This window comes from Scandinavium sp., from assembly GCF_036271055.1.
Lineage (GTDB): Bacteria > Pseudomonadota > Gammaproteobacteria > Enterobacterales > Enterobacteriaceae > Scandinavium.
In genome coordinates this window covers 149,262-175,167 of sequence record NZ_DATBBJ010000063.1, presented here as the reverse complement: position 1 = coordinate 175,167, position 25,906 = coordinate 149,262, and the positions used below count along the sequence as shown (strand labels likewise).

At 52.9% G+C, this 25,906-nt stretch carries 21 protein-coding genes; 10 read left to right on the top strand and 11 right to left on the bottom strand.

The window, feature by feature from the left end:
* Nucleotides 1-3: 3 nt before the first annotated feature.
* Complete coding sequence (gene exaC, locus VH187_RS11320) at nucleotides 4-1,542, bottom strand: acetaldehyde dehydrogenase ExaC (RefSeq protein ID WP_329701548.1); 1,539 nt, start codon at nucleotides 1,540-1,542, stop codon at nucleotides 4-6.
* Nucleotides 1,543-2,000: 458 nt separating this feature from the next.
* Between exaC and VH187_RS11315 the strand changes: the two genes are divergently transcribed.
* Nucleotides 2,001-2,300 (top strand): hypothetical protein, encoded by a 300-nt coding sequence (locus VH187_RS11315; RefSeq protein ID WP_329701547.1) that lies wholly within the window; start codon nucleotides 2,001-2,003, stop codon nucleotides 2,298-2,300.
* 30 nt (nucleotides 2,301-2,330) lie between these two features.
* Here the strand turns inward: VH187_RS11315 and selB are convergent, their stop codons facing one another.
* The 5 genes from selB to VH187_RS11290 all read right to left on the bottom strand — a co-directional run bounded on the left by selB (nucleotide 2,331) and on the right by VH187_RS11290 (nucleotide 7,804).
* The gene (selB, locus tag VH187_RS11310) at nucleotides 2,331-4,190 is read right to left on the bottom strand and encodes a selenocysteine-specific translation elongation factor (RefSeq protein WP_329701546.1); all 1,860 of its coding nucleotides are present in this window, start codon (nucleotides 4,188-4,190) and stop codon (nucleotides 2,331-2,333) included.
* Complete coding sequence (gene selA, locus VH187_RS11305) at nucleotides 4,187-5,575, bottom strand: L-seryl-tRNA(Sec) selenium transferase (protein WP_329701545.1); 1,389 nt, start codon at nucleotides 5,573-5,575, stop codon at nucleotides 4,187-4,189. The genes selB and selA overlap by 4 nt, the downstream gene beginning before the upstream one ends.
* Before the next feature lie 94 nt (nucleotides 5,576-5,669).
* Nucleotides 5,670-6,278 (bottom strand): glutathione S-transferase, encoded by a 609-nt coding sequence (locus tag VH187_RS11300; RefSeq protein ID WP_329701544.1) that lies wholly within the window; start codon nucleotides 6,276-6,278, stop codon nucleotides 5,670-5,672.
* Nucleotides 6,279-6,338: 60 nt separating this feature from the next.
* Nucleotides 6,339-7,475, bottom strand: a complete 1,137-nt coding sequence (locus VH187_RS11295) for an HlyD family secretion protein (RefSeq protein ID WP_329701543.1) — start codon at nucleotides 7,473-7,475, stop codon at nucleotides 6,339-6,341.
* A gap of 5 nt (nucleotides 7,476-7,480) precedes the next feature.
* Nucleotides 7,481-7,804, bottom strand: a complete 324-nt coding sequence (locus tag VH187_RS11290) for a DUF3302 domain-containing protein (protein WP_329701542.1) — start codon at nucleotides 7,802-7,804, stop codon at nucleotides 7,481-7,483.
* A gap of 527 nt (nucleotides 7,805-8,331) precedes the next feature.
* On the opposite strand from VH187_RS11290, the gene VH187_RS11285 reads away from it, so the two are divergent.
* The 3 genes from VH187_RS11285 (at nucleotide 8,332) to mtlR (ending at nucleotide 12,097) form a co-directional block, all read left to right on the top strand.
* The gene (locus VH187_RS11285; RefSeq protein WP_329701541.1) at nucleotides 8,332-10,254 is read left to right on the top strand and encodes a PTS mannitol transporter subunit IICBA; all 1,923 of its coding nucleotides are present in this window, start codon (nucleotides 8,332-8,334) and stop codon (nucleotides 10,252-10,254) included.
* Between the two features lie 104 nt (nucleotides 10,255-10,358).
* Complete coding sequence (gene mtlD / locus VH187_RS11280) at nucleotides 10,359-11,507, top strand: mannitol-1-phosphate 5-dehydrogenase (protein WP_473964788.1); 1,149 nt, start codon at nucleotides 10,359-10,361, stop codon at nucleotides 11,505-11,507.
* On the top strand, nucleotides 11,507-12,097 hold the full coding sequence (gene mtlR, locus VH187_RS11275) for a mannitol operon repressor MtlR (RefSeq protein WP_329701596.1): 591 nt from the start codon (nucleotides 11,507-11,509) through the stop codon (nucleotides 12,095-12,097). Before mtlD ends, mtlR begins: the two co-directional genes overlap by 1 nt.
* 5 nt (nucleotides 12,098-12,102) lie before the next feature.
* Here the strand turns inward: mtlR and VH187_RS11270 are convergent, their stop codons facing one another.
* Nucleotides 12,103-12,324: a hypothetical protein gene (locus tag VH187_RS11270; protein ID WP_329701539.1), complete on the bottom strand. Its 222-nt coding sequence runs from the start codon at nucleotides 12,322-12,324 to the stop codon at nucleotides 12,103-12,105.
* Between the two features lie 273 nt (nucleotides 12,325-12,597).
* Between VH187_RS11270 and VH187_RS11265 the strand changes: the two genes are divergently transcribed.
* The 6 genes from VH187_RS11265 (at nucleotide 12,598) to trmL (ending at nucleotide 23,183) form a co-directional block, all read left to right on the top strand.
* Nucleotides 12,598-12,960 (top strand): YibL family ribosome-associated protein, encoded by a 363-nt coding sequence (locus VH187_RS11265; protein WP_329701538.1) that lies wholly within the window; start codon nucleotides 12,598-12,600, stop codon nucleotides 12,958-12,960.
* A 273-nt stretch (nucleotides 12,961-13,233) separates the two neighbouring features.
* Nucleotides 13,234-18,795, top strand: a complete 5,562-nt coding sequence (locus tag VH187_RS11260; RefSeq protein ID WP_329701537.1) for a DUF3320 domain-containing protein — start codon at nucleotides 13,234-13,236, stop codon at nucleotides 18,793-18,795.
* A gap of 257 nt (nucleotides 18,796-19,052) precedes the next feature.
* Nucleotides 19,053-20,708: an L-lactate permease gene (lldP, locus tag VH187_RS11255; protein WP_329701536.1), complete on the top strand. Its 1,656-nt coding sequence runs from the start codon at nucleotides 19,053-19,055 to the stop codon at nucleotides 20,706-20,708.
* The gene (gene lldR, locus VH187_RS11250; protein ID WP_329701535.1) at nucleotides 20,705-21,478 is read left to right on the top strand and encodes a transcriptional regulator LldR; all 774 of its coding nucleotides are present in this window, start codon (nucleotides 20,705-20,707) and stop codon (nucleotides 21,476-21,478) included. Before lldP ends, lldR begins: the two co-directional genes overlap by 4 nt.
* Nucleotides 21,478-22,665: an FMN-dependent L-lactate dehydrogenase LldD gene (gene lldD / locus VH187_RS11245; RefSeq protein WP_329701534.1), complete on the top strand. Its 1,188-nt coding sequence runs from the start codon at nucleotides 21,478-21,480 to the stop codon at nucleotides 22,663-22,665. Before lldR ends, lldD begins: the two co-directional genes overlap by 1 nt.
* A gap of 44 nt (nucleotides 22,666-22,709) precedes the next feature.
* Complete coding sequence (gene trmL, locus VH187_RS11240) at nucleotides 22,710-23,183, top strand: tRNA (uridine(34)/cytosine(34)/5-carboxymethylaminomethyluridine(34)-2'-O)-methyltransferase TrmL (protein ID WP_329701533.1); 474 nt, start codon at nucleotides 22,710-22,712, stop codon at nucleotides 23,181-23,183.
* A gap of 64 nt (nucleotides 23,184-23,247) precedes the next feature.
* On the opposite strand, the gene cysE is transcribed toward trmL, so the two are convergent.
* The 4 genes from cysE to grxC form a co-directional block, all read right to left on the bottom strand.
* The gene (gene cysE, locus VH187_RS11235) at nucleotides 23,248-24,069 is read right to left on the bottom strand and encodes a serine O-acetyltransferase (RefSeq protein WP_329701595.1); all 822 of its coding nucleotides are present in this window, start codon (nucleotides 24,067-24,069) and stop codon (nucleotides 23,248-23,250) included.
* A 69-nt stretch (nucleotides 24,070-24,138) separates the two neighbouring features.
* Nucleotides 24,139-25,158, bottom strand: coding sequence for an NAD(P)H-dependent glycerol-3-phosphate dehydrogenase (gene gpsA / locus VH187_RS11230; protein ID WP_329701532.1), 1,020 nt, complete (start codon nucleotides 25,156-25,158; stop codon nucleotides 24,139-24,141).
* The gene (gene secB, locus VH187_RS11225; RefSeq protein WP_329701531.1) at nucleotides 25,158-25,625 is read right to left on the bottom strand and encodes a protein-export chaperone SecB; all 468 of its coding nucleotides are present in this window, start codon (nucleotides 25,623-25,625) and stop codon (nucleotides 25,158-25,160) included. Before secB ends, gpsA begins: the two co-directional genes overlap by 1 nt.
* A 21-nt stretch (nucleotides 25,626-25,646) precedes the next feature.
* The gene (gene grxC, locus VH187_RS11220; RefSeq protein ID WP_329701530.1) at nucleotides 25,647-25,898 is read right to left on the bottom strand and encodes a glutaredoxin 3; all 252 of its coding nucleotides are present in this window, start codon (nucleotides 25,896-25,898) and stop codon (nucleotides 25,647-25,649) included.
* Nucleotides 25,899-25,906: the final 8 nt, after the last annotated feature.

The window sequence follows — 25,906 nt, the reverse complement described above, 5'->3', positions numbered from 1 at the left end:
TCGTCAGAACAACCCTAACGGTTTATCGGAATAACTCACCAGCAGACATTTAGTTTGCTGGTAATGGTCGAGCATCATCTTGTGGGTTTCACGGCCAATACCCGACTGCTTGTAGCCGCCAAATGCTGCGTGCGCGGGGTAAGCGTGATAGCAATTGGTCCATACGCGTCCGGCCTGAATGCCACGACCCATCTTGTACGCCAGATTCCCATTGCGACTCCACACCCCCGCGCCTAATCCGTATTGCGTATCGTTGGCGAGCGTCAGCGCCTCTTCCATCGTTTTAAACGTTGTCACTGACAGCACCGGACCAAAGATTTCCTCCTGGAACACCCGCATGTTGTTTTTACCAAACAGAATGGTGGGTTCGAGGTAGTAACCGTCCTTCAGGTCACCGTCGAGCATTTTGCGTCGCCCGCCGGTCAGCACGTCAGCGCCCTCTTTTTTGCCGATATCAATGTAGTTGAGGATGGTGTCCATTTGACCGCTGGAAACCTGCGCACCCATTTGCGTCACGCTGTCGAGCGGATTACCGCTGCGAATGCTCTCCACCCGACGAATGGCCCGCTCCATAAAGCGGTCGTAAATGGATTCATGCACCAGCGCGCGGCTAGGGCAAGTGCAGACTTCGCCCTGGTTGAAAGCAAACAGTGCCAGCCCTTCCAGTGCTTTCTCAAAGAAAGCATCCTCCTCATCCATTACGTCGGCAAAGAAGATATTTGGCGATTTACCGCCAAGCTCCAGCGTGACCGGAATGATGTTCTGTGTGGCGTATTGCATGATCTGCTGACCAACTTCTGTCGAACCGGTAAATGCCACTTTGGCAATACGCTTTGAGGTTGCCAGATATTCACCGATTTCACCGCCTGCACCGTTAACCACGTTCACCACGCCCGGCGGCAGTAAATCGCCGATGATTTCCATCAGCATCAACACTGACAGCGGTGTTAATCGCGCGGGTTTGAGCACGACACAATTCCCGGCAGCCAGTGCGGGTGCCATTTTCCAGCTCGCCATAAGCAAAGGGAAGTTCCACGGAATGATTTGCCCAACCACGCCCAGCGGCTCCTGGAAATGGTAGGCGACGGTGTCGCTGTCGACTTCGCTTATCCCGCCTTCCTGTGCACGAATGCAGGAGGCAAAATAGCGGAATTGATCGATAGCTAACGGCACATCAGCGGCTGTGGTCTCGCGGATCGGTTTACCGTTGTCCCAGGTTTCCGCCGCCGCCAGCAGATCGATGTTCTGCTCCATGCGATCGGCAATTTTCAACAGCACAGCCGCTCTGTCCTGGACTGATGTTTGCGCCCATTTGTCTTTGATTTTGTGCGCCGCATCGAGCGCCAGGTCGATGTCTCTTGAACTGGATGACGCCACTTCGCACAGCAGTTGGCCGGTCACCGGGGTCAGGTTTTTGTAATACTCACCGTCCGCCGGGGCAACCCAGTTGCCGCCAATAAAGTTGTCATAGCGCGCTTTGAGCTTGAGGGGATAACCATAAACACCGGGCTGGATGCCCGTAGAGGGAGGATTGTTGGTCATTATTGTCTCCTTGCAGTGGGGTACTCTGTAAGGGTAGACGGGGCTGGCGATTTCTTCACCAGCCAGGCACTACACTCCCAACCGCTCCGCGAGGTGGAAAGTGTCAGTTATTCATTACAGTACGTGGCGATTTACTCGAAATTGACCAGGGGATATCCAATAAATATGAAGAAAATAAGAATAAAGGTAAGCCCGAAGAATATTTAAATTAAAACAAGAACAGCCTGTCAATATTCACCGTATTCGTTTACTAATAAGGTAAGCACCTCAATACGGAAGTTAACGAATTTATAAAAATGACGAAATCATATTACGAGTACCGGTCTGAACAGGGATGATGACGCGTTGCTCTCCATGCGAATATGAAAAAGTGTCATTTCGTGCTGCCAAATATACTTAATTCATTCCAACAACGCCCTGTGCTAATAATATTAGGGCGACATTATAGAGATAATACTTTGAAAAAAATTATTCTGACTTTAGCTCTCGCAACCATGACTCTTCCTGCCATTGCTGGTTATCACCCGGTTGCCCGTGGCGCAGCCATTGCATCATCCGACCATCCTGTTGCGATGGCCACTGCCACCAGCGGTAACGGTAACAACCCTGTTGCCCGTGGCGTCGTGGTAGCGAATTCCGACAATCCTGTGGCAATGGCCGCAGCGACAGGTAATAACGGTCGTCACCCTGTTGCCCGTACAGCCGTCGTGGCTAATTCCGACAATCCAGTTGCGGCAGCTGTCGTCACCGGTCATTGATCGATTCCCCGGCTTTTCGCCGGGGATGTTTTACACTTTGCCGTTATCCGCCTGCGGGAACAGCATCGCGTCACGTAAAAGGTGATCGTTGCCTCGACGGCGGGTGAAACCGATACGGTCGAAATATTCGAGAATTTGGATCGCCAGTTTGCGCCCAACGTTCAGACTGTCGCGGAAATCGGCTGCACAGGTTGAGCCTTTCTCGGTGTCGAGTTCACGAATCAGTCCGGCAAACTGCACAATTCTGTCATTGCGATAATAACGGTCTTTCACGATCGCGGTGATCATCCCTTGTTGCGCCGCCTGACGCAGCGTGACCCGCATGGTCTGTTCGTCTGCCCCAACCTGTTGCGCTAAATCACGTACCCACCACGGCTCATCGCCAAACATCGATTGTACTTTTTGCCACAGCACCGCCTGTTCCTCGGTGAATCCGGCTTTGTGGTCGGGCAAATGCAGCCAGCCATGATGACTACCAATCACCCCCGCCCCGCGCATTTGCTCCAGCAGCGCCAGCACCAACGCTTCATCTTCCATCGGCAGCGCAATGCGCCGCAGACGTTCGCGGCCCGGCCCCGGTTCATCACGATGCTGATCGTGATAAATCGTCAGCGCAGCGAGCAGTTTTTCCTGCCAGCGTGTCGCGAGGGTGTTACTCAGAATACTGTCGCCTGCTTTCAGCAAATCGAACTGTTGAGTCAGTTCTGTCAGACCCGTGTCGTTGAGCTGTCGCGCCCAGCCAAATTCACTCAAACGAACCGCTTCACGCTGTAAATGAATCGCCAGCGCCTGGGCATCACTTTGCGCCACAGTGAGTTTTGCCAGCCAGGCCAGATATTCCGGTTTACGTTTACCGCGACGCGGTGGAGTGAGGGTGACGACTCGCGCACCCGCTAAAGTCGTTCGGGCAGAGATATCGCGTAGCACCAAACGGTCGTTATCTGCCAGCCACAGCGGCGTATCGAACACTAGCTCTGCCAGATTATTTTCCAGCAGTGATACGCGTCCGGTAATGTGGCTTGCGGCGTGATGAATATGCAGCGGCTGCCACTGGCTGAGCGGCGCGTGGCAGTGAAGTTCAACAATCACACGCTCAGACGGCTCACCGGGTTGTTGCGCCAACAGCCAGTCACCGCGATTCAGTTCTTCTTTCTGTGCATCGCCAGTGATATTGAGCGCGATACGCTGCCCGGCGAGCGCCTTTTCTACAGGCTGATTCTGCGCATGCAATCCACGCACGCGCATCGGTTTATCAACGCCCGTCAGCCATAATGTATCGCCGATATTCACTTCACCAGAGAGTGCCGTGCCCGTCACCACCAGCCCCGCGCCTTTGACGGTAAACGCCCGGTCAATCGCCAGCCGAAAACGCTGATGCGAAACCTGCTGGCGTTCAGCCAGCTGTAAAAGATGGGCGCGCAATTCATCAATACCCTGCATTTGCGTGGCAGCGGTGTCGAACAGCGAGACATCCACAAAACCATACTCACGCAAAACGTCGGTAATTTTCTGGCGAACGTCGGCGATACGCACGGCATCCACGCGATCGGTTTTGGTCAACGCCACGGTTAACGTGGACTTGCCCGTTAGCTGCAAAATCGCCAGATGTTCACGCGTTTGGGCCATCACGCCATCGTCACAGGCCACCACCAGCAGTGCATGATCAATACCGCCGACACCCGCCAGCATATTCGCCAAAAATTTTTCGTGGCCCGGCACATCGATAAACCCTGGTACACGCCCATCGGGTTGCGGCCAGTAGGCGTAACCGAGATCGATAGTCATGCCACGCGCTTTCTCTTCGGGTAAGTGCGAGGCATTCACCCCGGTAATAGCCTGTAGCAGCGTGGTTTTGCCGTGGTCGACGTGCCCGGCGGTGGCAATAATCATTTCAGCACACTCTCCAGAAAGCGCGGTTGATCCTCAAGACAGCGTAAATCGAGCCATAAACGGCCATCGCCAATGCGCCCAAGCACAGGCGTGTCGAGGTGTCGCCAACGTTGTGCCAGCGCTTCGAGTGCCGCACCCCGTCCATCTTTCGGCGTGAATGTCAGCGCGTAAGAAGGCAGACGGTCAACAGGCAATGAGCCACTGCCAATCTGCGATAAGCACGGCTCAAGCTGAACGGTGAATTCAGGATAATGCGCCTGGAGTGGGGTCAGCAAGCCCTCGGCTTGCTTGCGGATCTCTTCCTGCGAGCGCGTTAGCAAACGCAATGTCGGCAACGCCTGGGTTAATTTCTCCGGATGCAAATAGAGGCGTAACGTGGCTTCCAGCGCGGCTAATGTCATTTTGTCTGCACGTAATGCGCGCTTAAGCGGATGCGATTGCAATTTTGCAATCAACTCACGCTTGCCGACGATAATTCCGGCCTGCGGGCCACCGAGTAATTTATCGCCGGAGAAACTCACCAGGCTCACACCGCTGGCAATCAGCGCCTGCGGCATGGGCTCTTTCGGCAAACCGAACTGGCTCAAATCCACCAGCGAGCCGCTGCCTAAATCCGCCACTACGGGAATGTCGAATTCCTGACCTATCGCCGCCAGTTCAGCTTCGTCCACCGCTTTGGTGAACCCTTCCACGCTGTAGTTACTGGTATGCACTTTCATCAGCAGACCGGTGCTGTCGTTGATGGCCTCGCGATAATCACGCGCGTGTGTGCGATTGGTAGTGCCCACTTCGCGCAATACGCAGCCTGCCTGACGCATGACATCGGGAATACGGAACGCGCCGCCAATTTCCACCAGCTCACCGCGTGAAACCACCACCTCTTTGCCGTTCGCCGTCGCCGCTAACATCAGCAGCACCGCAGCCGCGTTGTTGTTGACGATACAGGCATCTTCCGCGCCCGTCAGTCGGCAGAGTAAATCTGCCAGCGCACTATCGCGATGTCCACGCCCTGCGCCGTCGAGTGAATATTCCAGCGTCACCGGGGAACGCATTACTTGCATAACCGCTTCAACGGCGACTTCTGCCTGCAACGCACGGCCAAGATTGGTGTGCAACACGGTGCCAGTGAGGTTAAACACCGGGCGTAGCGGGCTTTGGGCATCTGTGGATAAACGCTCGGCAGCGGCCTGATGCCAGTCGTGACACCAGACGGGCAGCGTGCCGTTATCACGAATCACCGTGCGGGCTTCGTCCTGCAACTGACGTAACACATTTGCCACCTGGCTATGCCCGGCGTTTGCGATAAGCGATGAAAATGCCGGATCGCGCAACAGGCGATCGGTGGCGGGAATTTGACTGAACAGCGAAGGGTTTTCGGTGGTCATGAGTAAGCCTGTGGTATGCCCCCTCCACACGGGAGAGGGGAATAAACGTGCGCGAATTGTACTGCGAATGCGGGTAGCGCGACATTGATTAGCGTTACGCTTTTGGCGGTTCTGTGCGGGCAAAACTGTCGCGCTGGAACAGCGTTTCCACAAGCTTCACCAAATGTGGACGCTCGGCGCACCAGCCCGGAGAGAGACGACGGAAATTGAGATAGCCCACCGCGCAGGCAACGGCGATAGTGGCCAGATTGAGTTCTTCGGCTTTCAGCGTGCCATCGGCGACAAAGCCGTCCAGCGCATCCAGCCCACGGGTGACTTTCTCACGCTGGCGCAGCAGTTCTTCCGGCGATTGTTGTGCCACCGGACGGGCCAGTTCACGCACGATAACCAGCCCGGCATCCATTATGCCGTCAGCCAGCGCTTCGAGCTGACGCGTGTGCAACGCAGCTTTCGGCTCGCGCGGCACCATTGCAGGCGCGATATCCAGCAGTTCGATGTACTGCGCAATAATCGGTGAGTCGTACCAGCATTCCCCCTCGCCGGTCACCAGCGCCGGGACTTTGCCGAGCGGATTGTACTTGCCGACACCGTTTTCGGCGTTATAGGGCATCTCGTTGATAAACTCGAAGGTTATCCCCTTTTCCAGCAAGATCACCGAAATTTTACGCACAAACGGGCTGGTATAACTGCCGATCAGTTTCATCGCCTGCTCCCTATCCTGAACAAAGAGATCAGTATGGCGCAGGCGAGGTAAAAATTCAGGTTAATGATCGAGATACAGGTAGTGCATCCAACTGGTCATCCGCAAAAGGACTTTGCGCATGACCGCCACGTGGCTGAAATGATCTGAATAGACCGCGACCTGCGCGAAAATGCCGTCTGGCAAGGCTTCCACCTGCGCGTTGGGATCAAGTTCAATCAGCGCCTGAACGGCATCAGTACCTGGCACGACGGTCAGAGACTGGAGCGTGCCTTGCGCCTGATAAGAACCGCCGGGCACAATCGGAATAATGGTCGTCAGCTTGCCGACAAAAACCTGACCGGGCAGTGCATTAAACACCACTTCCGCAACGTCGCCGGGTTCCAGGCGTAGTAAAGAATTCTGACGGAACTGCGCGACTATTTGCCGTTTTTGTTCGGGAATAAACACCATTACTGGACGCAGTGGTATCGCGGCGGCGTAGGTGCCAGGGCGTATGAGAACCTGCGTGGCATAGCCATCGCTGGGCGCACGCACGACGGTTTGATCGAGATTGTAGCGGGCCTCCGTGAGCTGCGCGCGTAAACTGGCTACCTGCGATTGCTCACCGTTCACCATGCTGTCGAGCTGGCTCTGGACCTGGGTTTGTTGCGCGACAGATGATTTCACCACCGCATCCTGAGCCAGATAATTTTGCCGCGCGTTGTCGATATCACTTGCCGCGAATGGGTTCACTTTCGCCTTACTGCCTTGCAGATAACGCTGATAATCTTTATACAACTTGTCGCGCTCGGCACTGGCACGCTGGGTATTCGCCAGCGCTTCGCTTAATTGCCCTTTCATCGCCTCGGTATTGTGAATAGCTGTGACTAAATCAGCCGCCAGACGATCAACGCGGGCCTGATAACGCGTCGGGTCAATTTTAAAAAGCACTTCACCTTTTTTAATCAGCGCATTTTGTTTATTGGTCACTTCACTGACGATGCCCGTCACCTGCGGCGTAATGGCAATAGAGATCACCGCTTTTTGCGCTTGCGCGGTATACGGGTGGTTATAATTCATTAATAAGATAAGCCCGCTAACAATAAACACACCGCCTAATGCCGCCGTCGGTATCGTCCATTTATTTACCGGGATTTTGAATATTTTAAATATCGCCCAGGCCAGCGCGACGTAGGTCAAAATAATGAGTAAATCCATGATGTTTACTCCGCAGACGAGCGTTCAGTTTCAGCGACTTTCTGTTCAAGTTCGGTGACGCGCTGTTGCAACAGGATGAACGCGTCATGCTCGTTTTGCATACCCCAACCCCGCTCTGGGCGGTACAACGTGGCCCAAATCCACAGAAATGGCCAGATAACATGAAGCGTAAAAAGGCTCACCCAACCCGCGACATGAATGGCGTCGGCGTGAGGATGATTACGCGATTTGGCGATTAAGTAGGGAATGTCATGCAAAATAATGATCCCGTAAAAAATCACCAGGAAAACGAAAAGCAGCACACCCAACGCAAAATAATTAAGAAACATAGCCGCCTCGAAATTATGACACGCCCATCGGCACGCACCCCATGACGGAATGCCTGAGTGATAACGCTAAACTTATTGTTAGTCGGTCATATTGCTATAACACAGAATCCGTAAACTCGCCGTCCATCTGAAGTGTTACTCCGTGACAGCAGAAACCAGGAATTAGCGAGAGATCACAATTGCCTTCGAGCGAACGAAAATACTTTGTGACTCACGTCACACAACAACAACAAACAGCCAATGATAAAATGTGATAAATGTCACATTAAGCACTCTATAGAGGCGATTTTTCAGCCTTCGTTCTTTTTTTACACAGCCATTATGTGATGAAGATCACCTCAACTACGCCTCATCACCCACCATTAGCGTGACAAGGATCACATCAAAGGGCGCTAACTGGACAGTTGAACGATTCAGTGCCAGATTTCGCATTAACAACAGGGTCCGGCTATACCTCTGCCGCCAATTAACAATAAACCTCGGGCGTTTAGCCTGCGCGACAGCAAACAAAAGAAGGGGTGTTTTTTATGTCATCCGATATCAAGATCAAAGTGCAAAGCTTTGGTCGATTCCTCAGCAATATGGTGATGCCTAACATCGGCGCGTTTATCGCGTGGGGTATCATCACCGCATTATTTATTCCAACAGGATGGTTGCCAAACGAGACGCTGGCGAAACTTGTTGGCCCAATGATTACTTATCTGCTGCCGCTGCTCATCGGTTATACCGGTGGTCGTCTGGTTGGCGGTGACCGCGGCGGTGTGGTCGGTGCGATTACCACCATGGGCGTTATCGTCGGCGCTGATATGCCAATGTTCCTTGGCGCGATGATTGCCGGTCCTCTGGGCGGCTGGGCGATTAAACGCTTCGACATTTGGGTAGACGGGAAGATTAAGTCCGGCTTCGAAATGCTGGTGAACAACTTCTCTGCGGGCATCATCGGGATGATCCTCGCGGTGCTGGCGTTCCTCGGCATTGGCCCTGCGGTTGAAGTGCTGTCGAAAGTGCTGGCTGCGGGCGTTAACTTCATGGTTGTGCACGACATGCTGCCGCTGGCGTCTATCTTTGTTGAACCGGCGAAAATCCTGTTCCTCAACAACGCCATCAACCACGGTATCTTCTCGCCGCTGGGTATTCAGCAGTCCCATGAGCTGGGCAAATCCATCTTCTTCCTGATTGAAGCGAACCCGGGTCCGGGTATGGGTGTCCTGCTGGCATACATGTTCTTCGGTCGTGGCAGTGCTAAACAGTCTGCGGGCGGTGCGGCAATCATTCACTTCCTGGGCGGTATCCACGAAATTTACTTCCCTTACGTGCTGATGAACCCACGTCTGATCCTCGCCGTTATCCTCGGCGGTATGACCGGTGTGTTCACCCTGAGCGTACTGAACGGTGGCCTGGTGTCTCCGGCTTCCCCAGGTTCTATCCTGGCAGTGCTGGCGATGACCCCGAAAGGTGCTTACTTCGCTAACATTGCGGCGATTTGTGCGGCAATGGCTGTCTCCTTCGTGGTGTCAGCGATTCTGCTGAAAACCAGCAAAGTGAAAGAAGAAGACGATATCGATGCGGCAACCCGTCGTATGCAGGACATGAAAGCCGAGTCTAAAGGTGCAGCGAACCCGCTGACCGCAGGCGACGTGACCAACGACCTGAGCCACGTGCGTAAAATCATCGTTGCCTGTGATGCCGGTATGGGTTCCAGCGCGATGGGTGCAGGCGTACTGCGTAAGAAAGTCGCTGATGCGGGTCTGAGCAATATTTCTGTCACCAACAGCGCTATCAACAACCTGCCGCCGGATGTCGACCTGGTGATCACTCACCGCGACCTGACCGAGCGTGCGATGCGCCAGGTGCCACAGGCTCAACATATTTCGCTGACCAACTTCCTCGACAGCGGTCTGTACACCAGTCTGACCGAACGTCTGGTTGCGGCGCAGCGTCATGAAGATAACGAAGTGAAAGTGCGCGAAACGCTGCAAGCCAGCTTCGAGCCAGACGACAGCCACCTGTTCAAACTTGGCGCGGAAAACATTTTCCTCGGCTGTAAAGCATTCAGCAAAGAAGAAGCCATCCGTTTTGCCGGTGAGCAACTGGTGAAAGGCGGCTACGTTGAGCCAGAGTATGTGGCAGCGATGCTTGAGCGTGAGCAACTGACTTCAACCTATCTCGGTGAGTCCATCGCGGTTCCACACGGCACCATCGAAGCGAAGGACCGAGTGCTGAAAACCGGCGTGGTATTCTGTCAGTATCCTGATGGCGTGCGTTTCGGCGATGAGCCAGACGACATTGCCCGCCTGGTGATTGGCATCGCGGCGCGTAATAACGAACACATCCACGTCATTACCAGCCTGACCAACGCCCTGGACGATGAATCCGTTATCGAGCGTCTGGCAACCACCAACAGTGTAGGTGAAGTGTTGGCCCTGATTTCGGGTAACCGAGTCGCTTAAGTAATCATCCCTCTCCTTTCAGGGAGAGGGTTTCGGTGAGGGAGAAACTCCACACGCCCTCACCCGAGCCCTCTCGGGTAAAAACATTGATGAAGGTTAATACTATGAAAGCATTACATTTTGGCGCAGGTAATATTGGACGTGGCTTTATCGGCAAACTGCTGGCCGATGCGGGTATCACCCTGACGTTCGCCGATGTGAATCAGGTGGTGCTCGATGCCCTGAATGCCCGTCATAGTTATCAGGTGCATGTGGTCGGTGAAAACGAGCAGGTCGAAACCGTTTCAGGCGTGAACGCGGTCAGCAGCATTGGCGATGATGTCGTCGATTTAATTGCTCAGGTGGATTTAGTGACGACCGCCGTCGGCCCTGTGGTGCTGGAGCGTATCGCCCCGGCAATTGCGAAAGGTCTGGCGAAGCGCAAAGCCGCTGGCAACAACACTCCGCTGAACATTATCGCCTGTGAAAACATGGTGCGCGGCACTACCCAGTTAAAAGGCCACGTTGACGCAGCGCTGGCTGATGAAGACAAAGCCTGGGTTGCCGAACATGTGGGCTTCGTTGATTCCGCCGTGGACCGCATCGTTCCACCATCTGAATCTGCCACTAACGACCCGCTGGAAGTCACCGTTGAAACCTTCAGCGAATGGATTGTGGATAAGACCCAATTCAAAGGCGCGCTGCCAAACATTCCGGGAATGGAATTAACCGACAACCTGATGGCGTTTGTCGAGCGCAAGCTCTTCACCCTGAACACCGGGCATGCTATAACCGCCTACCTCGGCAAGCTCGCGGGTCATCAAACCATTCGCGATGCCATTCTTGATGAGAAAATCCGTGCGGTGGTGAAAGGCGCGATGGACGAAAGCGGCGCGGTGCTGATTAAACGTTATGGTTTTGATGCCGATAAACATGCCGCCTATATCCAGAAAATCCTCGGTCGCTTTGAGAACCCGTATCTGAAAGATGACGTTGAGCGCGTGGGCCGCCAGCCGCTGCGTAAACTGAGCGCAGGCGATCGCTTGATTAAGCCACTGCTCGGCACGCTGGAATACGGTCTGCCGCATGCCAATCTGGTGAAAGGCATTGCTGCCGCGATGCACTATCGCAGCGAGCAAGACCCACAGGCACAAGAACTGGTGGCGCTGATCGACGAGAAAGGCCCACAGGCTGCTCTCGCACAGGTCTCCGGACTGGACGCCAATAGCGATGTGGTCGCACAAGCGGTTGCGGCGTATAACACAGGCGCATGATGCAGGACCCGGTGCTGCTGTTACAGCAGCACCCAAACAAAAGATTGTCAGATATGCAGGCAATAATGGAAAAAACGCAAGCCTTTGAAAACCGTGTGCTTGAGCGTCTGAATGCTGGCAAAACCGTACGAAGCTTCCTGATCACCGCCGTCGATTTGTTAACCGAGGCGGTGAACATGCTGGTGCTTCAGGTGTTCCGCAAAGACGACTACGCGGTGAAATACGCAGTTGAACCGTTGCTCGACGGCGAAGGGCCGCTGGGCGATCTGTCGGTGCGCCTCAAGCTCATCTACGGCCTCGGCGTGATTAGCCGTGCCGAATACGAAGATGCCGAACTGCTGATGGCGCTACGTGAAGAGCTCAATCATGACGGCAGCGAATACGCGTTCACCGACGACGAAATCCTTGGCCCGTTCGGCGAACTGCATTGCGTTGTCGCATTACCGCCGCAGCCTGCCTTCGACACCAGCGACGCAGAGCTGTTTGCTATGCAAAAACAGCGCTACCAGCAGGTGGTGCGTTCCACCATGGTCCTTTCCCTTACCGAGCTGATTTCACGCGTCAGCTTGAAAAAAGCCTTTCAGAAATAAGCCGTTCAGTTCTGGCTTTCGCTTTCCTGTTCACATACCGGTTTATACAAATTCCGATAATATTCTAATCTTTCCAAAAACAACGTCGCTTTTGCCTCTGGGATCTGTTCAGGGACACGACTCATACGCGGGGATTTTTTCAGATACTCCATGAACGCCTGGCTGGAAGCCATGAAATCCACTGCTTTATCGATGACCTGCGGTACGTTCTCACCTAATTTAGCCATCACCTCACCTCCTTTCCGGTTATCTCTTTCAAGCCTGGTCAAACCGTTGCGCTTACGTTGGGGAAAATGTGCCTTTTTGTCTGCTTAAAGGTCAAAAATGCGATCGCGCAGACACTTTATAAAATAACTTTATTTTTCATTGCATTAGACGTAATCATTACGCATTACAGGCCAGCGAATGACGTCAATTTTCGATAATTAACTATCAGGAAAAGCGCTCAACGCGCATACTATTGAGTATCGATATTCTTTTACCCGCAAAAGCCATAGACCATGAAAGAAGTAGTGAAGAACGAAATCAAACGCCTGAGCGACCGTCTGGACGCCATTCGCCACCAGCAGCCGACCCTTTCTCTGGTCGATGAAGTAGAGAAATTCGCGGAGCTGGAAAAAGAAAAAGCCACGCTGGAAGCGGAAATCGCACGCCTGCGCGAAGTGCACACCGAGAAGCTGAGCAAAGAAGCGCAGCAACTGATGGCACTGCCGTTCCGTCGTGCTATCACCAAGAAAGAACAGGCCGACATGGGCAAGCTGAAGAAAAGCGCGCGCGGCCTGGTGGTGGTCCATCCGATGACTGCGCTGGGTCGTGAAATGGATCTGAAAGAGATGACCGGTTTCGCAAAGACCGAGTTTTAATGACTACAAATTTGCAATAGGTAATCGCTAAGATTTTAGCGAAACTGTATTAATAGCCTAATATATAATTCATTCAAATATATTGGGCTATTATATTCTTAAAAACTATTTATCCCCATCGATAATATTTATTGTGAAATTTTATTCACAACGCCTATGATAAAGCGTAAAGTTACCGCTCTTCCCTGTATATAAAATCAATTCACACGGCATATTTATGAGTATATATCTCATAAAGTTCATTAATTTATTATTGATCAGGCTATAGCTCGTATGACATCAGATGAAACCACTGTATTTCAGGATAGTAGTCTCTCTTTAGCGCAAAAACTTGAAAGAGCCCGCTCCGAACTCCTCGATCTCAGCGCCAGGAACCGATTGCTTAATATCCCTCGCTCCAAAAGTTCTCGATATCTGGATGTTATCGATGAACGCTCGGAACAGATTTACCGATTGTTAGTCAGTGAAAAAAAAGCTTTTACCTTTCTGCATGGAAAAACTGGCAAAGTAGATTCAGACAACTCAGAAAACCAGGAGCAGGAAGAAGATGATACAGGCTATCATTTCGATGAAGACAGTCAGGACATAAAATCTCAGCATCTTGATACCAGATTGCAAACCCGACTAACTCCGAAGGGGTTGCAACAACGCCTGCTCGATCTCTATCACGACTCAAAAACACTCGAGGAAGAACAAGGCGTTAATCTCCTGTATCTGGCACTTGGAATGCTGAAATGGGTTGATCCTATTAACAAAGATAATATTCGTTATGCGCCACTTATTCTTATCCCCGTAATGCTTGAGCGAGGCAATGCCGGAGAGCGGTTCAAGTTAAAAACACGTGGCGATGACATTATACCTAACCTCTCTCTCGAAGCATTCCTTGAACGCATTCACCATATTGCTCTCCCGGAAATGCACCTCGATGAAAATGATGAAATTAACGTCAGCGAATATATTGATGCCGTGGCTCATGCGGTTTCGTTAAAAGCAGATTGGGAAGTGAAAACTAACGATATAACATTAGGCCTGTTTTCATATGCTAAGTTTCTGATGTACAGAGATTTAGATCCTGAGAATTGGCCTAAGGATGAGTCTCTCATCGACAAAAAAATCATTAGTGCACTTATGGAGGATGGATTTGAAGAAAGAGAGGATTTACTTGCTGAGGATTGTCCGATTGATCCTTTAATCTCTCCGAAAGAGATGCTTCACATTATGGACAGCGATAGTTCACAGACACTTGCTATCCATGATGTACGCCGGGGTAAAAACTTGGTTATTCAGGGCCCACCTGGTACCGGCAAATCTCAGACTATTGCCAATATTATTGCAACGGCCATAGCTGACGGAAAAACAGTCCTATTTGTCGCTGAGAAAATGGCTGCCCTGGACGTGGTTAAACGTCGGTTAGACCAATCCGGCGTTGGCGATGCCTGTCTTGAATTGCACAGCAATAAAGCGAACAAACGTCTGCTTCTGGAAGAACTAAAACGCGTCTGGGAGTTGGGTTCCCCCCGTGGCGAGTACCCGGATGAGCTGATTGAAAATTTAACCGAGGCTCGAGATTCGCTTAACGCGCACCCTGCCAGATTACATAAAGTGTATTCCCCCTCAGGCCTGACTCCCTTCCAGGTTATGGGGCAATTGGTTCGTCTGCGACAACAAAACCAGACCCCCATTGACCTTAAACTGGAGCAATTTGAGAACTGGAATAACAGCGACCTGACCAAGCGCATAGCGTTGGTCAAAGAACTCGTTGAAAGATTGGAGGAAATGGGCCTTCCGAGCGAACATCCGTGGTACGGCGTGGGTCTGGAGGAAATATTACCCGGTGAGGTTGATAGGCTTATCCCCCGTCTGGAGACACTGAATAATCATCTTCTTATTTTGAGTGAAGATCTCAAATCGACAGCCAAAATAGTCGCCGCGACACCTGAGCCTGATAGTTTATCGGATGTAGAAAGACTCCTCTCACTCGCGAAAAAGATTCACGATGCGCCGGCCCTGTCGCCCTTAGCCCTTGCTTCCCCTGTGTGGTCGACCTCATTGCCAGATATTAGGGCAATGATTGATTTAGGCAAAAACTACGCTGAATGCTTTGATGACATTAACGGTAAAATTCATCCGGGTCAGGCAGATACCCCACTGCTGGACCTTCGCGATGATTTGAAAACGGTTCCGGATAATCTGCAGCCCTCAGCCTTTTCAAGCGCAAATCAGCTGATTGTATTGATCCCCAAAATTCAGGCTGAGGTTGAGCGGTTGACACAGGAGCTCGGGACGCAGCCCATTTACCATTCTCTGAAAGACATCTCGCGTCTGCTGGAACTGAGTTCGCGAGTGGCTGACGCGCCAGATGCAAGCCCTGAAGCTTTCATCGCCTCTGTCTGGGAGTATGGCGTTGAACAAGCGTCCGGGCTTGTTCATGACATTATCCAGCTGAAAGAAATCAAAATTAAACTGGGGTCTCAGGTAGTTGAAACCGCCTGGGGTACAGATGTCAGTCAGGTTCGACATAACCTGGCCGTTCATACAGGCTTGCTACGCTTTATGAACGCTGAGTGGCGGCACTCTCGTACCGTCGTACGCAGTCTTCTTCGCGATCCTTCTCTACCTCTGACACAACAACTTGAAATACTCGGGCACCTGATTAAAGCCCAGGCCTTAAGCAAAAAAATTACCGAAACAAACGACTTTGGCGCGAATGCATTTAGCCATCACTGGCGTGGAGAAAACAGCGATTGTGACATGCTTAAGGCTGTAGTTGAGTGGATGGCGACATTGAAGGATGTCGGGCCGGAAGCCCGCTTACTCGCCAGCCGCTTGTCAGATCGAGACATGCTGAGGCACCTGACAAATCAGCTAAAAGAAACCGCAGAACAGGTTCAATCCGCATTAAAGATCCTGTGGAAAGCACACGGTATTTCGCCTGAGCAATGGTTCGATAATCATTTTTCTTTCAGCAGGGTTCCATTGGCATTTATCAGCACGATGGGTCAAAAACTCGTCCGTATTGACGCAATATCCCATCAGGTCCTTCGAGATCCCGCTGAGCATCTTGATGAACGGCTCTTAATGGTTGAAGAAATCATCAGCCTTCAATACCTGAAAGCTTCCGTCGCGTCACATCAGGATTTGGCGATAACCGCGTTTGCCGAGCTCTGGCAGGGTCCTCAGTCAGACTGGAAGGCACTTGAAATCCGCTATGAATGGATCAAAGAGAATCCGGAGTTACGCTTTATCGCGGCAACCATAGACGATCGGGAGGCATTGCTCCAGCAAGCCACCGCATTATACGAACGCAGCAGTAACTTCCAGGAGGATATCAGAGCGCTGGCCAAAGACCTGGCTTCAACAATGGAATGCTTATTCAGCGTTGGGGCACAAAACTCGCTCTCCATAACGCATTTGAGGGAGAAATTATCAACCTGGATCCTCTCCTCAGAACAGCTCTCTAAATGGGTTATGTGGCAACACCGTGTTGTTAAAGGATGTAAGGAAGGGCTGACAGACGTTATTGATCAACTTGCAGATGGTCGTCTACCATTACATCAATGCCAATCTTCAGTAGAATACGCTTACTATGAATCTCTGCTTCGCCTAATGGTGTCAGAAGAGCCTTCTCTTGCACGTTTTGACGGTGAGCTCCACTCGCGTAAAGTCAGCTATTTTGCTGACCTCGATCTCAGGCGTATCAAAGCATCCAGCATTGAAGTTGTCAGAGCCCATCACAGGCGTATTCCGTCAAAAACAGGAGCTGCAGGCCCAGTTGGTGTCCTGAGAGCTGAAATGGCGCGCAAACGAGGCCATTTGCCGATAAGACAGCTAATGTTGAAAGCCGGCCCTGCCATTCAGGCATTAAAACCGGTCATCATGATGAGCCCATTGTCTGTTGCACAGTTTCTTACCCCAGGAAAACAAAAGTTCGATCTATTGGTAATGGATGAAGCCAGTCAAATTCAACCTGTAGACGCAATTGGCGCAATTGCACGTTGCCAGCAAGTGGTTGTCGTGGGTGATGAGCGTCAGCTCCCCCCCACAAGCTTCTTCTCACGTATGACAGAGGTCAGTAACGACGACGACGATTCGTCCCAAGTTGCCGATATTGAGAGTATTCTCGGTTTGTTTGTGGCAAGAGGATTACCACAGCGAATGCTACGCTGGCACTATCGTAGCCGCCATCAGTCACTGATTGCCGTTTCAAATAATCAATTCTACGAGAATAAACTGTTTATCGTACCGAGTCCTTATACGCAGGAAGCTGGCATGGGACTCCTGTTTCATCATATTCCTGAGGGTATCTTCGATTCAGGTGGCAGTAATGCCAATCTGATTGAAGCAAAACGAATAGCCTCCTCCATCCTGGTTCACGCGCAAAAAAATCCAGATCAGTCGCTGGGTGTTGCAACCTTTTCCGTCTCGCAACGGAAAGCCATTCAGGATGAGCTTGAACTTCTCAGGAGACTTAATCCGCAGTGTGAAGAGTTCTTCATGAACCATCCTAACGAACCCTTCTTCATCAAAAATCTCGAAAATATTCAGGGAGATGAACGTGATGTCATCATGATCTCCGTGGGTTATGCAAGAAATAAGCAAGGATATCTCGCGATGCGGTTCGGTCCGTTAGGGTCGCAAGGAGGTGAGAGACGCCTCAACGTTTTAATCAGCCGAGCCAAACGGCGGTGCGAGGTTTTTGCCTCAATCACAGATGAAGATATCGATCTTGAGAGGGCTAAAGGTGTTGGGGTTTTCGCCTTCAAATTATTCCTGCAATATGCTCGTACTGGCAGACTCTCCTTGTCGCACCAGTCTGGTAAACCAATGGACAGTATTTTTGAAGAACAAGTCGCCTCGGCATTGCAACAAAAAGGATATCAGGTCCATGCTCAAGTCGGCATCGCGGGATTCTTCATTGATCTTGCTATTGCCGATCCTGAGATGCCAGGCCGGTATCTGTTAGGAATAGAGTGCGACGGTAGCGCTTATCACTCCTCTCGATCTGCCCGCGAACGCGATCGACTTCGTCAAAGTGTTCTCGAAGATCACGGTTGGATCATTCATCGCATCTGGAGTACCGATTGGTTCCAGCGCCCCGATGAACAACTGCAGAGAGTGTTAAATGCCATTGATAGTGCTAAAAAAGCTCTCGCACATCGTATAGAGCAAGGATATGCCTCTCAGCGTGCGGTACCGGTGGAAATTGTCACTGTAGAACGTGAAGATGTTGTAGAACTTGGCCTGGATAGTGCAAAACCAAAAGAAAATATTTCCGCTGAATACAATGAGTCGGCGCCAGTCGCGAGCTCCGAATATGAGCTTCATGAAACCCCTGTTGGTATATTGTCAGATTTGATTGAAAAAATTGTTCTTCAGGAATCACCAGTACATATCAATGAGGTCATAGTGCGGTTACGTACGGCATGGGGACTCCAGCGTGCTGGTGCGAGAATTGACTCCACGGTCAGAAATGCCGCGGCCATCGCCTGCAAAAAAGGATTGATAACCTTTGACGGTGATTTCTTACTCCATAAGGAAACTGAAATCCAAATTCGCAATCGTCAAAATGTTTCATCAACTGGGCTGCGAAAACCGGAAATGATACATCCCCGGGAAATTGCAGAAGGGGTGCTGGCCATTGTCGCCCACAATCTAGGGGCGACAGAGGATGAGATAGTTACCTCAGTTTCAAGAATGCTGGGCTTTAAAGCAACCAGTAGCGCACTCAAACGCGCCATTACGGATGTCATTGGTCAATGCCTTGCAGAAGGAAAATTGCTGCGCAATGATTTACTGCTCGTGGCACCTGAACCAACCGAACTGATATCAGCCTGATACAACGCTGACCTTCTCTCATAACGGAGAAGGTCAGCCTAAATTGGCCCTACCAATCCCCCGTTAATCTGCCCGGCTCCTCACAGAACCCCATTTTCACGCAACATATGCATTGCCTGACGGCAACATATGGTTAACCATTCTTTGGCATTACCCTCACACCACATTATTGGCAGGACCACTTTTACATATCGTGTGACGCGAAGCTGAGCGCAGACTCGCCCGCGTGCACGTTCAGTGGTTCTCTGGAGACCTGCATGAACCTCTGGCAACAAAATTACGACCCTGCGGGCAACATCTGGCTCTCAAGCCTGATTGCTGCGCTCCCAATTATCTTTTTCTTCTTCGCACTCATTAAGCTCAAGCTGAAAGGCTACGTTGCCGCGAGTTATACCGTCGCTATCGCCCTTGCCGTCGCACTGCTGTTCTACAAAATGCCCGTCGATCACGCGCTGGCCTCTGTTGTATATGGCTTCTTTTACGGACTCTGGCCGATTGCCTGGATAATTATTGCCGCCGTTTTCGTCTACAAAATTTCGGTGAAAACCGGGCAGTTCGACATCATCCGATCATCGATATTATCGATTACGCCGGACCAGCGCCTGCAAATGCTGATTGTCGGGTTCTCTTTTGGCGCGTTTCTGGAAGGGGCTGCGGGTTTCGGTGCACCCGTCGCCATTACCGCCGCATTGTTGGTTGGGCTTGGGTTTAATCCGCTTTATGCAGCTGGGTTGTGTTTGATCGTCAACACCGCACCCGTGGCGTTTGGCGCAATGGGCATCCCGATTCTGGTGGCCGGACAAGTGACCGGGCTCGATAGCTTTGAGATCGGTCAGATGGTTGGCCGTCAGTTGCCTTTCCTGACAATAATTGTGCTGTTCTGGATCATGGCGATTATGGATGGCTGGCGTGGCGTGAAAGAGACCTGGCCTGCGGTGATGGTGGCAGGCGGGTCGTTTGCGATTGCACAGTTCCTTAGCTCCAACTTTATCGGCCCGGAATTGCCGGACATCATCTCTTCGCTGGTGTCATTGGTCTGTCTGACGCTGTTCCTCAAACGCTGGCAACCGGTGCGTATTTTCCGCTTCGGCGACGTAGGTGCGTCGCAGGTGGATATGACGCTTTCGCGCACGAAATACACCGCCGGGCAAATCGTTCGCGCCTGGTCGCCGTTCCTGTTCTTGACCGCCACCGTAACGCTGTGGAGTGTGCCGCCGTTCAAAGCACTGTTTGCATCGGGCGGGGCGCTGTACGACTGGGTGTTTAACGTCTCCGTGCCGTATCTCGACAAACTGGTTGCCCGTATGCCGCCAGTCGTTCACGAAGCGACACCTTATGCCGCGGTGTACAAATTCGACTGGTTCTCGGCGACCGGCACCGCCATTCTGTTCGCCGCATTGTTGTCTGTCGTTTGGCTGCGCATGAAGCCGAAAGACGCGGTGATAACGTTTGGTCATACGCTCAAAGACTTAGCGCTGCCGATTTACTCCATCGGCATGGTGCTGGCATTCGCCTTTATCTCTAACTACTCCGGGCTGTCGTCTACACTTGCGTTGGCACTGTCGCATACCGGCAGCGCGTTCCCGTTCTTCTCGCCGTTCCTCGGCTGGCTCGGCGTGTTCCTGACGGGATCAGACACATCCTCGAACGCGCTGTTCGCCGCATTACAGGCTACGGCGGCCCAACAAATTGGCGTTTCTGATGTGCTGTTAGTTGCGGCCAACACTACCGGCGGCGTGACCGGCAAGATGATTTCTCCGCAGTCGATAGCCATCGCCTGTGCCGCCGTGGGGTTGGTCGGGAAAGAGTCAGACCTGTTCCGCTTTACGGTCAAACACAGCCTGATTTTCACTTGCATGGTGGGCGTGATCACCACCTTGCAGGCCTATGTCTTAACCTGGATGATCCCATGATTGTGATGCCCCGGCGTCTGGCAGACGAGGTTGCAACCCGTGTGCGAACGCTGATTGAAGAACAACAGCTGGAAGCGGGCATGCGTTTGCCCGCCGAACGCCAGCTGGCGGTGCAGCTCGGCGTTTCGCGTAATTCACTGCGCGAAGCGCTGGCAAAACTGGTGAGCGAAGGGCTGCTGATCAGCCGTCGCGGAGGCGGGACGTTTGTGCGCTGGCAGCATGAGCCGTGGTCGGAGCAAAACATCGTCCAGCCCCTGAAAAGTCTGCTCGCGGATGACCCTGATTACAGTTTCGATATCCTCGAAGCGCGCCACGCGATTGAAGCCAGCACCGCGTGGCACGCTGCATTACGCGCCACCGAAACCGATAAAGAGAAAATTCGCCTGTGCTTTGAAGCCACGCAAAGTGACGATCCGGATTTGGCCTCGCAGGCCGATGTGCGCTTTCATCTCGCCATCGCCGAGGCCTCGCATAACGTGGTGCTACTGCAAACCATGCGCGGCTTCTTCGACCTGCTGCAATCTTCCGTAAAACAGAGCCGCCAGCGGATGTATCTCGTGCCACCCGTGTTCGCAAAATTGACCGAACAACATCAGGCGGTGCTGGACGCCATTCTCGCGGGCGATGCCGAAGGCGCACGCCAGGCGATGATGTCGCACCTCGGCTTCGTGCACGCCACCATTAAACAGTTTGATGAAGACAGGGCCCGTCAGGCGCGGATCACCCGCCTGCCCGGCGACCACAACGAGCATTCCAGGGAGAACCATTGATGATTATTTCAGCCGCCAGCGATTATCGGGCCGCAGCCCAACGCATTCTGCCGCCGTTCCTGTTCCACTACATCGACGGTGGCGCGTACAGCGAGCATACCTTGCGCCGGAACGTGGCCGATCTTTCCGAGGTGGCGCTGCGCCAGCGCGTGCTGAAGAACATGTCCGATCTCAGCCTGGAAACGAAGCTGTTCAACGAAACGCTCTCGATGCCGGTCGCACTCGCGCCAGTCGGGTTGTGCGGTATGTATGCCCGTCGTGGTGAAGTGCAGGCGGCAGGTGCGGCGGATGCCAAAGGCATTCCGTTTACCCTTTCCACGGTGTCGGTGTGCCCGATAGAAGAGGTCGCGCCAACCATTAAACGCCCGATGTGGTTCCAGCTGTATGTCCTGCGCGATCGCGGCTTTATGCGCAACGCGCTGGAACGCGCCGAAGCGGCGGGCTGTTCCACGCTGGTTTTCACCGTCGATATGCCTACGCCGGGCGCGCGCTACCGTGATGCGCATTCCGGCATGAGCGGCCCGAACGCCGCACTACGCCGTTACTGGCAGTCGGTCACACATCCACAATGGGCGTGGGATGTGGGCGTGAATGGCCGTCCGCACGATTTAGGCAATATCTCGACCTATCTCGGCAAACCGACCGGGCTGGAAGATTACATTGGCTGGCTGGCGAATAACTTCGATCCGTCCATTTCATGGAAAGACCTGGAGTGGATCCGCGAATTCTGGGACGGCCCGATGGTGATCAAAGGGATCCTTGATCCGGAAGACGCGCGCGACGCGGTGCGCTTTGGCGCAGACGGTATTGTGGTGTCGAATCACGGTGGTCGTCAGCTCGACGGCGTGCTCTCTTCTGCCCGCGCGTTACCGGCTATTGCTGACGCGGTAAAAGGCGATATCGCTATTCTTGCTGATAGTGGTATCCGTAATGGGCTGGACGTGGTGCGTATGATTGCGCTGGGTGCCGACAGCGTGTTGCTGGGCCGCGCCTATCTGTATGCCCTGGCGACGCACGGCGGCGCGGGTGTCACTAATCTGCTGAATCTGATTGAGAAAGAGATGAAGGTGGCAATGACACTAACCGGAGCGAAATCCATCGGTGAGATTTCCCGCGATTCTTTGGTGCAAGAAGCAAAACATCTGGCGTCGCAACTCGCTCCCGTGAGCCGTGGAGATGCGGCATAATCTTTTCCGATCTGCTATTCTGCCCCCGCAATTAAGGGGGCAGCATGCTTAACATCGTTTTATTCGAACCAGAAATTCCACCGAATACCGGCAATATTATTCGCCTGTGCGCCAACACCGGTTTTCGTCTGCATATCCTCGAGCCGATGGGCTTTGCCTGGGATGATAAGCGCCTGCGTCGCGCGGGGCTGGATTATCACGAATTTACCGCCGTAACACGCCACGCCAGTTATGAGACATTCGTTGAAGCGGAACAGCCGAAACGCCTGTTTGCCCTGACCACCAAAGGCACACCTGCTCATAGCGCCGTAAGTTATCAGGCAGGGGATTATCTGATGTTTGGCCCGGAAACACGCGGGTTGCCTGCGGCGATTCTGGATGCTTTGCCGCCCGAGCAAAAAATTCGTATTCCGATGATGCCGGACAGCCGCAGCATGAACCTGTCAAATGCGGTATCGGTCGTGGTGTATGAGGCCTGGCGTCAGTTGGGCTATGCGGGTGCGGTGTTACGCAGCTGAAAGCGTTCGCTTCACATGCCCGGTGGCGCGATGCTTACCGGGCCTCTGGCAGACAGATAACGCGTTAAATCCCGTCGCCAAACTCAAACGTATGGTGGATCCCGTTAAAGTGCTGATCCATATCCATTGCCGGTTTATCGCTGTCCGGCTTGCCGACGATACGCGCGGGTACGCCAGCCGCGGTGGTATGCGGCGGTACGGGTTGTAGCACGACGGAACCCGCGCCAATTTTCGCACCACGCCCAACTTCGATATTGCCGAGAATTTTCGCGCCCGCGCCAATCATCACCCCTTCACGAATTTTCGGATGGCGATCGCCGCTGGTTTTGCCTGTCCCGCCAAGGGTGACGGATTGCAGAATGGAAACGTCGTCTTCAATTACCGCTGTTTCACCCACCACAATGCCGGTTGCGTGATCGAGCATGATGCCGCGACCAATTTTCGCCGCCGGGTGGATATCAACCTGGAATGTAACAGAGACCTGATTTTGCAGGAAAATGGCTAACGCACGACGCCCCTGGTGCCAGAGCCAGTGACCGATGCGATAAGCCTGTAGCGCGTGGAAACCTTTCAGATACAGCAGCGGTGTGGAGTATTTATCAACGGCAGGGTCACGGGTGCGCACGGCCTGAATATCACAGGCAGCAGAGGCAATCATTTCCGGGTCGGCGGCGTAGGCTTCTTCCACCACTTCGCGAATGGCTATCGCGGGCATGATCGAGGACGCCAGCTTGTTGGCGAGCATATAACTCAGCGCGCTGCCGAGGTCATCATGCTTGAGCAGCGTTGCGTGGTAAAAACTGGCGAGCATAGGCTCACAGTCAGCCAGCGCGCGGGCTTCGGCTTTGATATTGTTCCAGACAATTTCCAGTTCTTCACACGGCATTGCAAACTCCAGCGATAGACTAATGACCGGCCAGTTCTGCGCTGACCGGGTCATTGAGGTGACCTGCTATTAGTGGTGGCTACGCTCTTCCTTGCTGGCACGACCCAATAAGGTCAATGCTGCCTCGCGAGCTTCTTTTCCGCAATACAATACCTGATAAATTTGCTCGGTTATTGGCATTTCGACACCAAATCGGTGAGCAAGTGCCCTAACCTCTTTGGTATTGCGGTAACCTTCAACCACCTGACCAATCGTGTCCTGCGCGGTTTGCACATCTTTGCCCTGTCCGAGCATCATGCCAAAACGGCGGTTACGCGACTGGTTATCGGTGCAGGTCAGCACCAGATCGCCAAGACCCGCCATCCCCATAAAGGTCGACGGATCTGCGCCCAGCGCCGCACCCAGGCGTGACATTTCAGCCAGCCCACGAGTGATCAACGCCGTTCGGGCATTCGCGCCAAAACCGATGCCGTCAGACATCCCTGCGCCAATGGCAATCACGTTTTTCACCGCACCGCCCAACTGCACACCGATGAAATCCGGGTTGCTGTAGACGCGGAAGCTTTTGCCGCAATGCAGCAGTTTTTGCAGATCTTCTGCAAACTGCGTATCGGTCGACGCCAGTGAAATCGCTGTTGGCATGCCTGCCGCCAGCTCTTTCGCAAAGGTCGGGCCGGAAATCACTGCCAGCGGGATGTCGTCACCCAGCGCTTCACGTGCGACATCCTGGAGCAGACGTCCGGTTTCAGCTTCAAGCCCTTTCGTTGCCCACACCAGACGCGCATCAGAACGCAACAGCGGTTTCAGTTGACGCAGCACATCTCCAAACACGTGGCTTGGGACGACGACCAAAATATCGCGGCTGGCGGCAAGCGCTGTCGCGAGATCGGCTTCAAGGTGCAGCGTATCAGGGAAAGGCACATCGGGGAGGAAGGCCGCGTTGCAGCGGTCTTGTTGCAGGACCGCGAGGTGTTTTGGGTCGTGTCCCCAAAGCACCACCTCGTGGCCATTTCTTGCCAGGGTGATGGCAAGAGCGGTGCCGTACGAGCCGGCACCGATAACAGTCATTGCAGCTTTAAGTGCGTTCATCAGGCATCCTGATGTTGTTCGGCACCTTCGCCAGCTTGCTGCTGCAGATAGTTCATGAACAGCGCATCAAAGTTCACTGGCGCAAGGTTCAGTTGCGGGAATGTACCGCGAGAAACCAGGCTAGTGATGCATTCGCGAGCATACGGGAACAGGATGTTCGGGCAGTATGCACCCAGGCAATGCGCCATCTGGTTGCCGTCGATGCCTTCGATGGAGAAAATGCCGCCCTGCTGCACTTCACACAGGAACGCGGTTTCTTCGCCCAGAGATGCGGTAACGGTCACACGCAGTACGACTTCGTATACACCTTCTGCCAGTTGGGTAGAAGCAGTATCCAGATCAAGTTTAACTTCTGGCTGCCAATCTTTCTGGAAAACGTGTGGCGCATTTGGCGCTTCATAGGAAACGTCTTTGGTATAAATGCGCTGGATCTGGAAAGTCATTTCTGGGTTAGTTTGTTCTGACATCTTTTTTGTCCTTAAAAGGGATTATTTCAGCAGGGGATCAAGTCCACCACGCGCGTCAAGTGCATACAAGTCATCACAGCCACCAATGTGCTGTGCATCAATAAAAATCTGCGGCACCGTGGTACGGCCACTACGTTCAATCATCTTTTCACGCCCTACCGCATCGCCGTCAATGGGCAATTCCTGGAAGGTGACGCCCTTGCTGTTCAGCAGCGCTTTCGCACGGTGACAAAACGGGCACGTTGCTTTGGTGTAGATCTCAATATTGGCCATGACGTTAC

Excerpts from the sequence above, each read along its gene's own strand:
- exaC (WP_329701548.1), bottom strand. The coding sequence starts at position 1,542 with ATGACCAACAATCCTCCCTCTACGGGCATCCAGCCCGGTGTTTATGGT.
- selB (WP_329701546.1), bottom strand. The coding sequence starts at position 4,190 with ATGATTATTGCCACCGCCGGGCACGTCGACCACGGCAAAACCACGCTG.
- selA (WP_329701545.1), bottom strand. The coding sequence starts at position 5,575 with ATGACCACCGAAAACCCTTCGCTGTTCAGTCAAATTCCCGCCACCGAT.
- VH187_RS11300 (WP_329701544.1), bottom strand. The coding sequence starts at position 6,278 with ATGAAACTGATCGGCAGTTATACCAGCCCGTTTGTGCGTAAAATTTCG.
- VH187_RS11295 (WP_329701543.1), bottom strand. The coding sequence starts at position 7,475 with ATGGATTTACTCATTATTTTGACCTACGTCGCGCTGGCCTGGGCGATA.
- VH187_RS11290 (WP_329701542.1), bottom strand. The coding sequence starts at position 7,804 with ATGTTTCTTAATTATTTTGCGTTGGGTGTGCTGCTTTTCGTTTTCCTG.
- VH187_RS11285 (WP_329701541.1), top strand. The coding sequence starts at position 8,332 with ATGTCATCCGATATCAAGATCAAAGTGCAAAGCTTTGGTCGATTCCTC.
- mtlD (WP_473964788.1), top strand. The coding sequence starts at position 10,359 with ATGAAAGCATTACATTTTGGCGCAGGTAATATTGGACGTGGCTTTATC.
- mtlR (WP_329701596.1), top strand. The coding sequence starts at position 11,507 with ATGCAGGACCCGGTGCTGCTGTTACAGCAGCACCCAAACAAAAGATTG.
- VH187_RS11270 (WP_329701539.1), bottom strand. The coding sequence starts at position 12,324 with ATGGCTAAATTAGGTGAGAACGTACCGCAGGTCATCGATAAAGCAGTG.
- VH187_RS11265 (WP_329701538.1), top strand. The coding sequence starts at position 12,598 with ATGAAAGAAGTAGTGAAGAACGAAATCAAACGCCTGAGCGACCGTCTG.
- VH187_RS11260 (WP_329701537.1), top strand. The coding sequence starts at position 13,234 with ATGACATCAGATGAAACCACTGTATTTCAGGATAGTAGTCTCTCTTTA.
- lldP (WP_329701536.1), top strand. The coding sequence starts at position 19,053 with ATGAACCTCTGGCAACAAAATTACGACCCTGCGGGCAACATCTGGCTC.
- lldR (WP_329701535.1), top strand. The coding sequence starts at position 20,705 with ATGATTGTGATGCCCCGGCGTCTGGCAGACGAGGTTGCAACCCGTGTG.
- lldD (WP_329701534.1), top strand. The coding sequence starts at position 21,478 with ATGATTATTTCAGCCGCCAGCGATTATCGGGCCGCAGCCCAACGCATT.
- trmL (WP_329701533.1), top strand. The coding sequence starts at position 22,710 with ATGCTTAACATCGTTTTATTCGAACCAGAAATTCCACCGAATACCGGC.
- cysE (WP_329701595.1), bottom strand. The coding sequence starts at position 24,069 with ATGCCGTGTGAAGAACTGGAAATTGTCTGGAACAATATCAAAGCCGAA.
- gpsA (WP_329701532.1), bottom strand. The coding sequence starts at position 25,158 with ATGAACGCACTTAAAGCTGCAATGACTGTTATCGGTGCCGGCTCGTAC.
- secB (WP_329701531.1), bottom strand. The coding sequence starts at position 25,625 with ATGTCAGAACAAACTAACCCAGAAATGACTTTCCAGATCCAGCGCATT.
- grxC (WP_329701530.1), bottom strand. The coding sequence starts at position 25,898 with ATGGCCAATATTGAGATCTACACCAAAGCAACGTGCCCGTTTTGTCAC.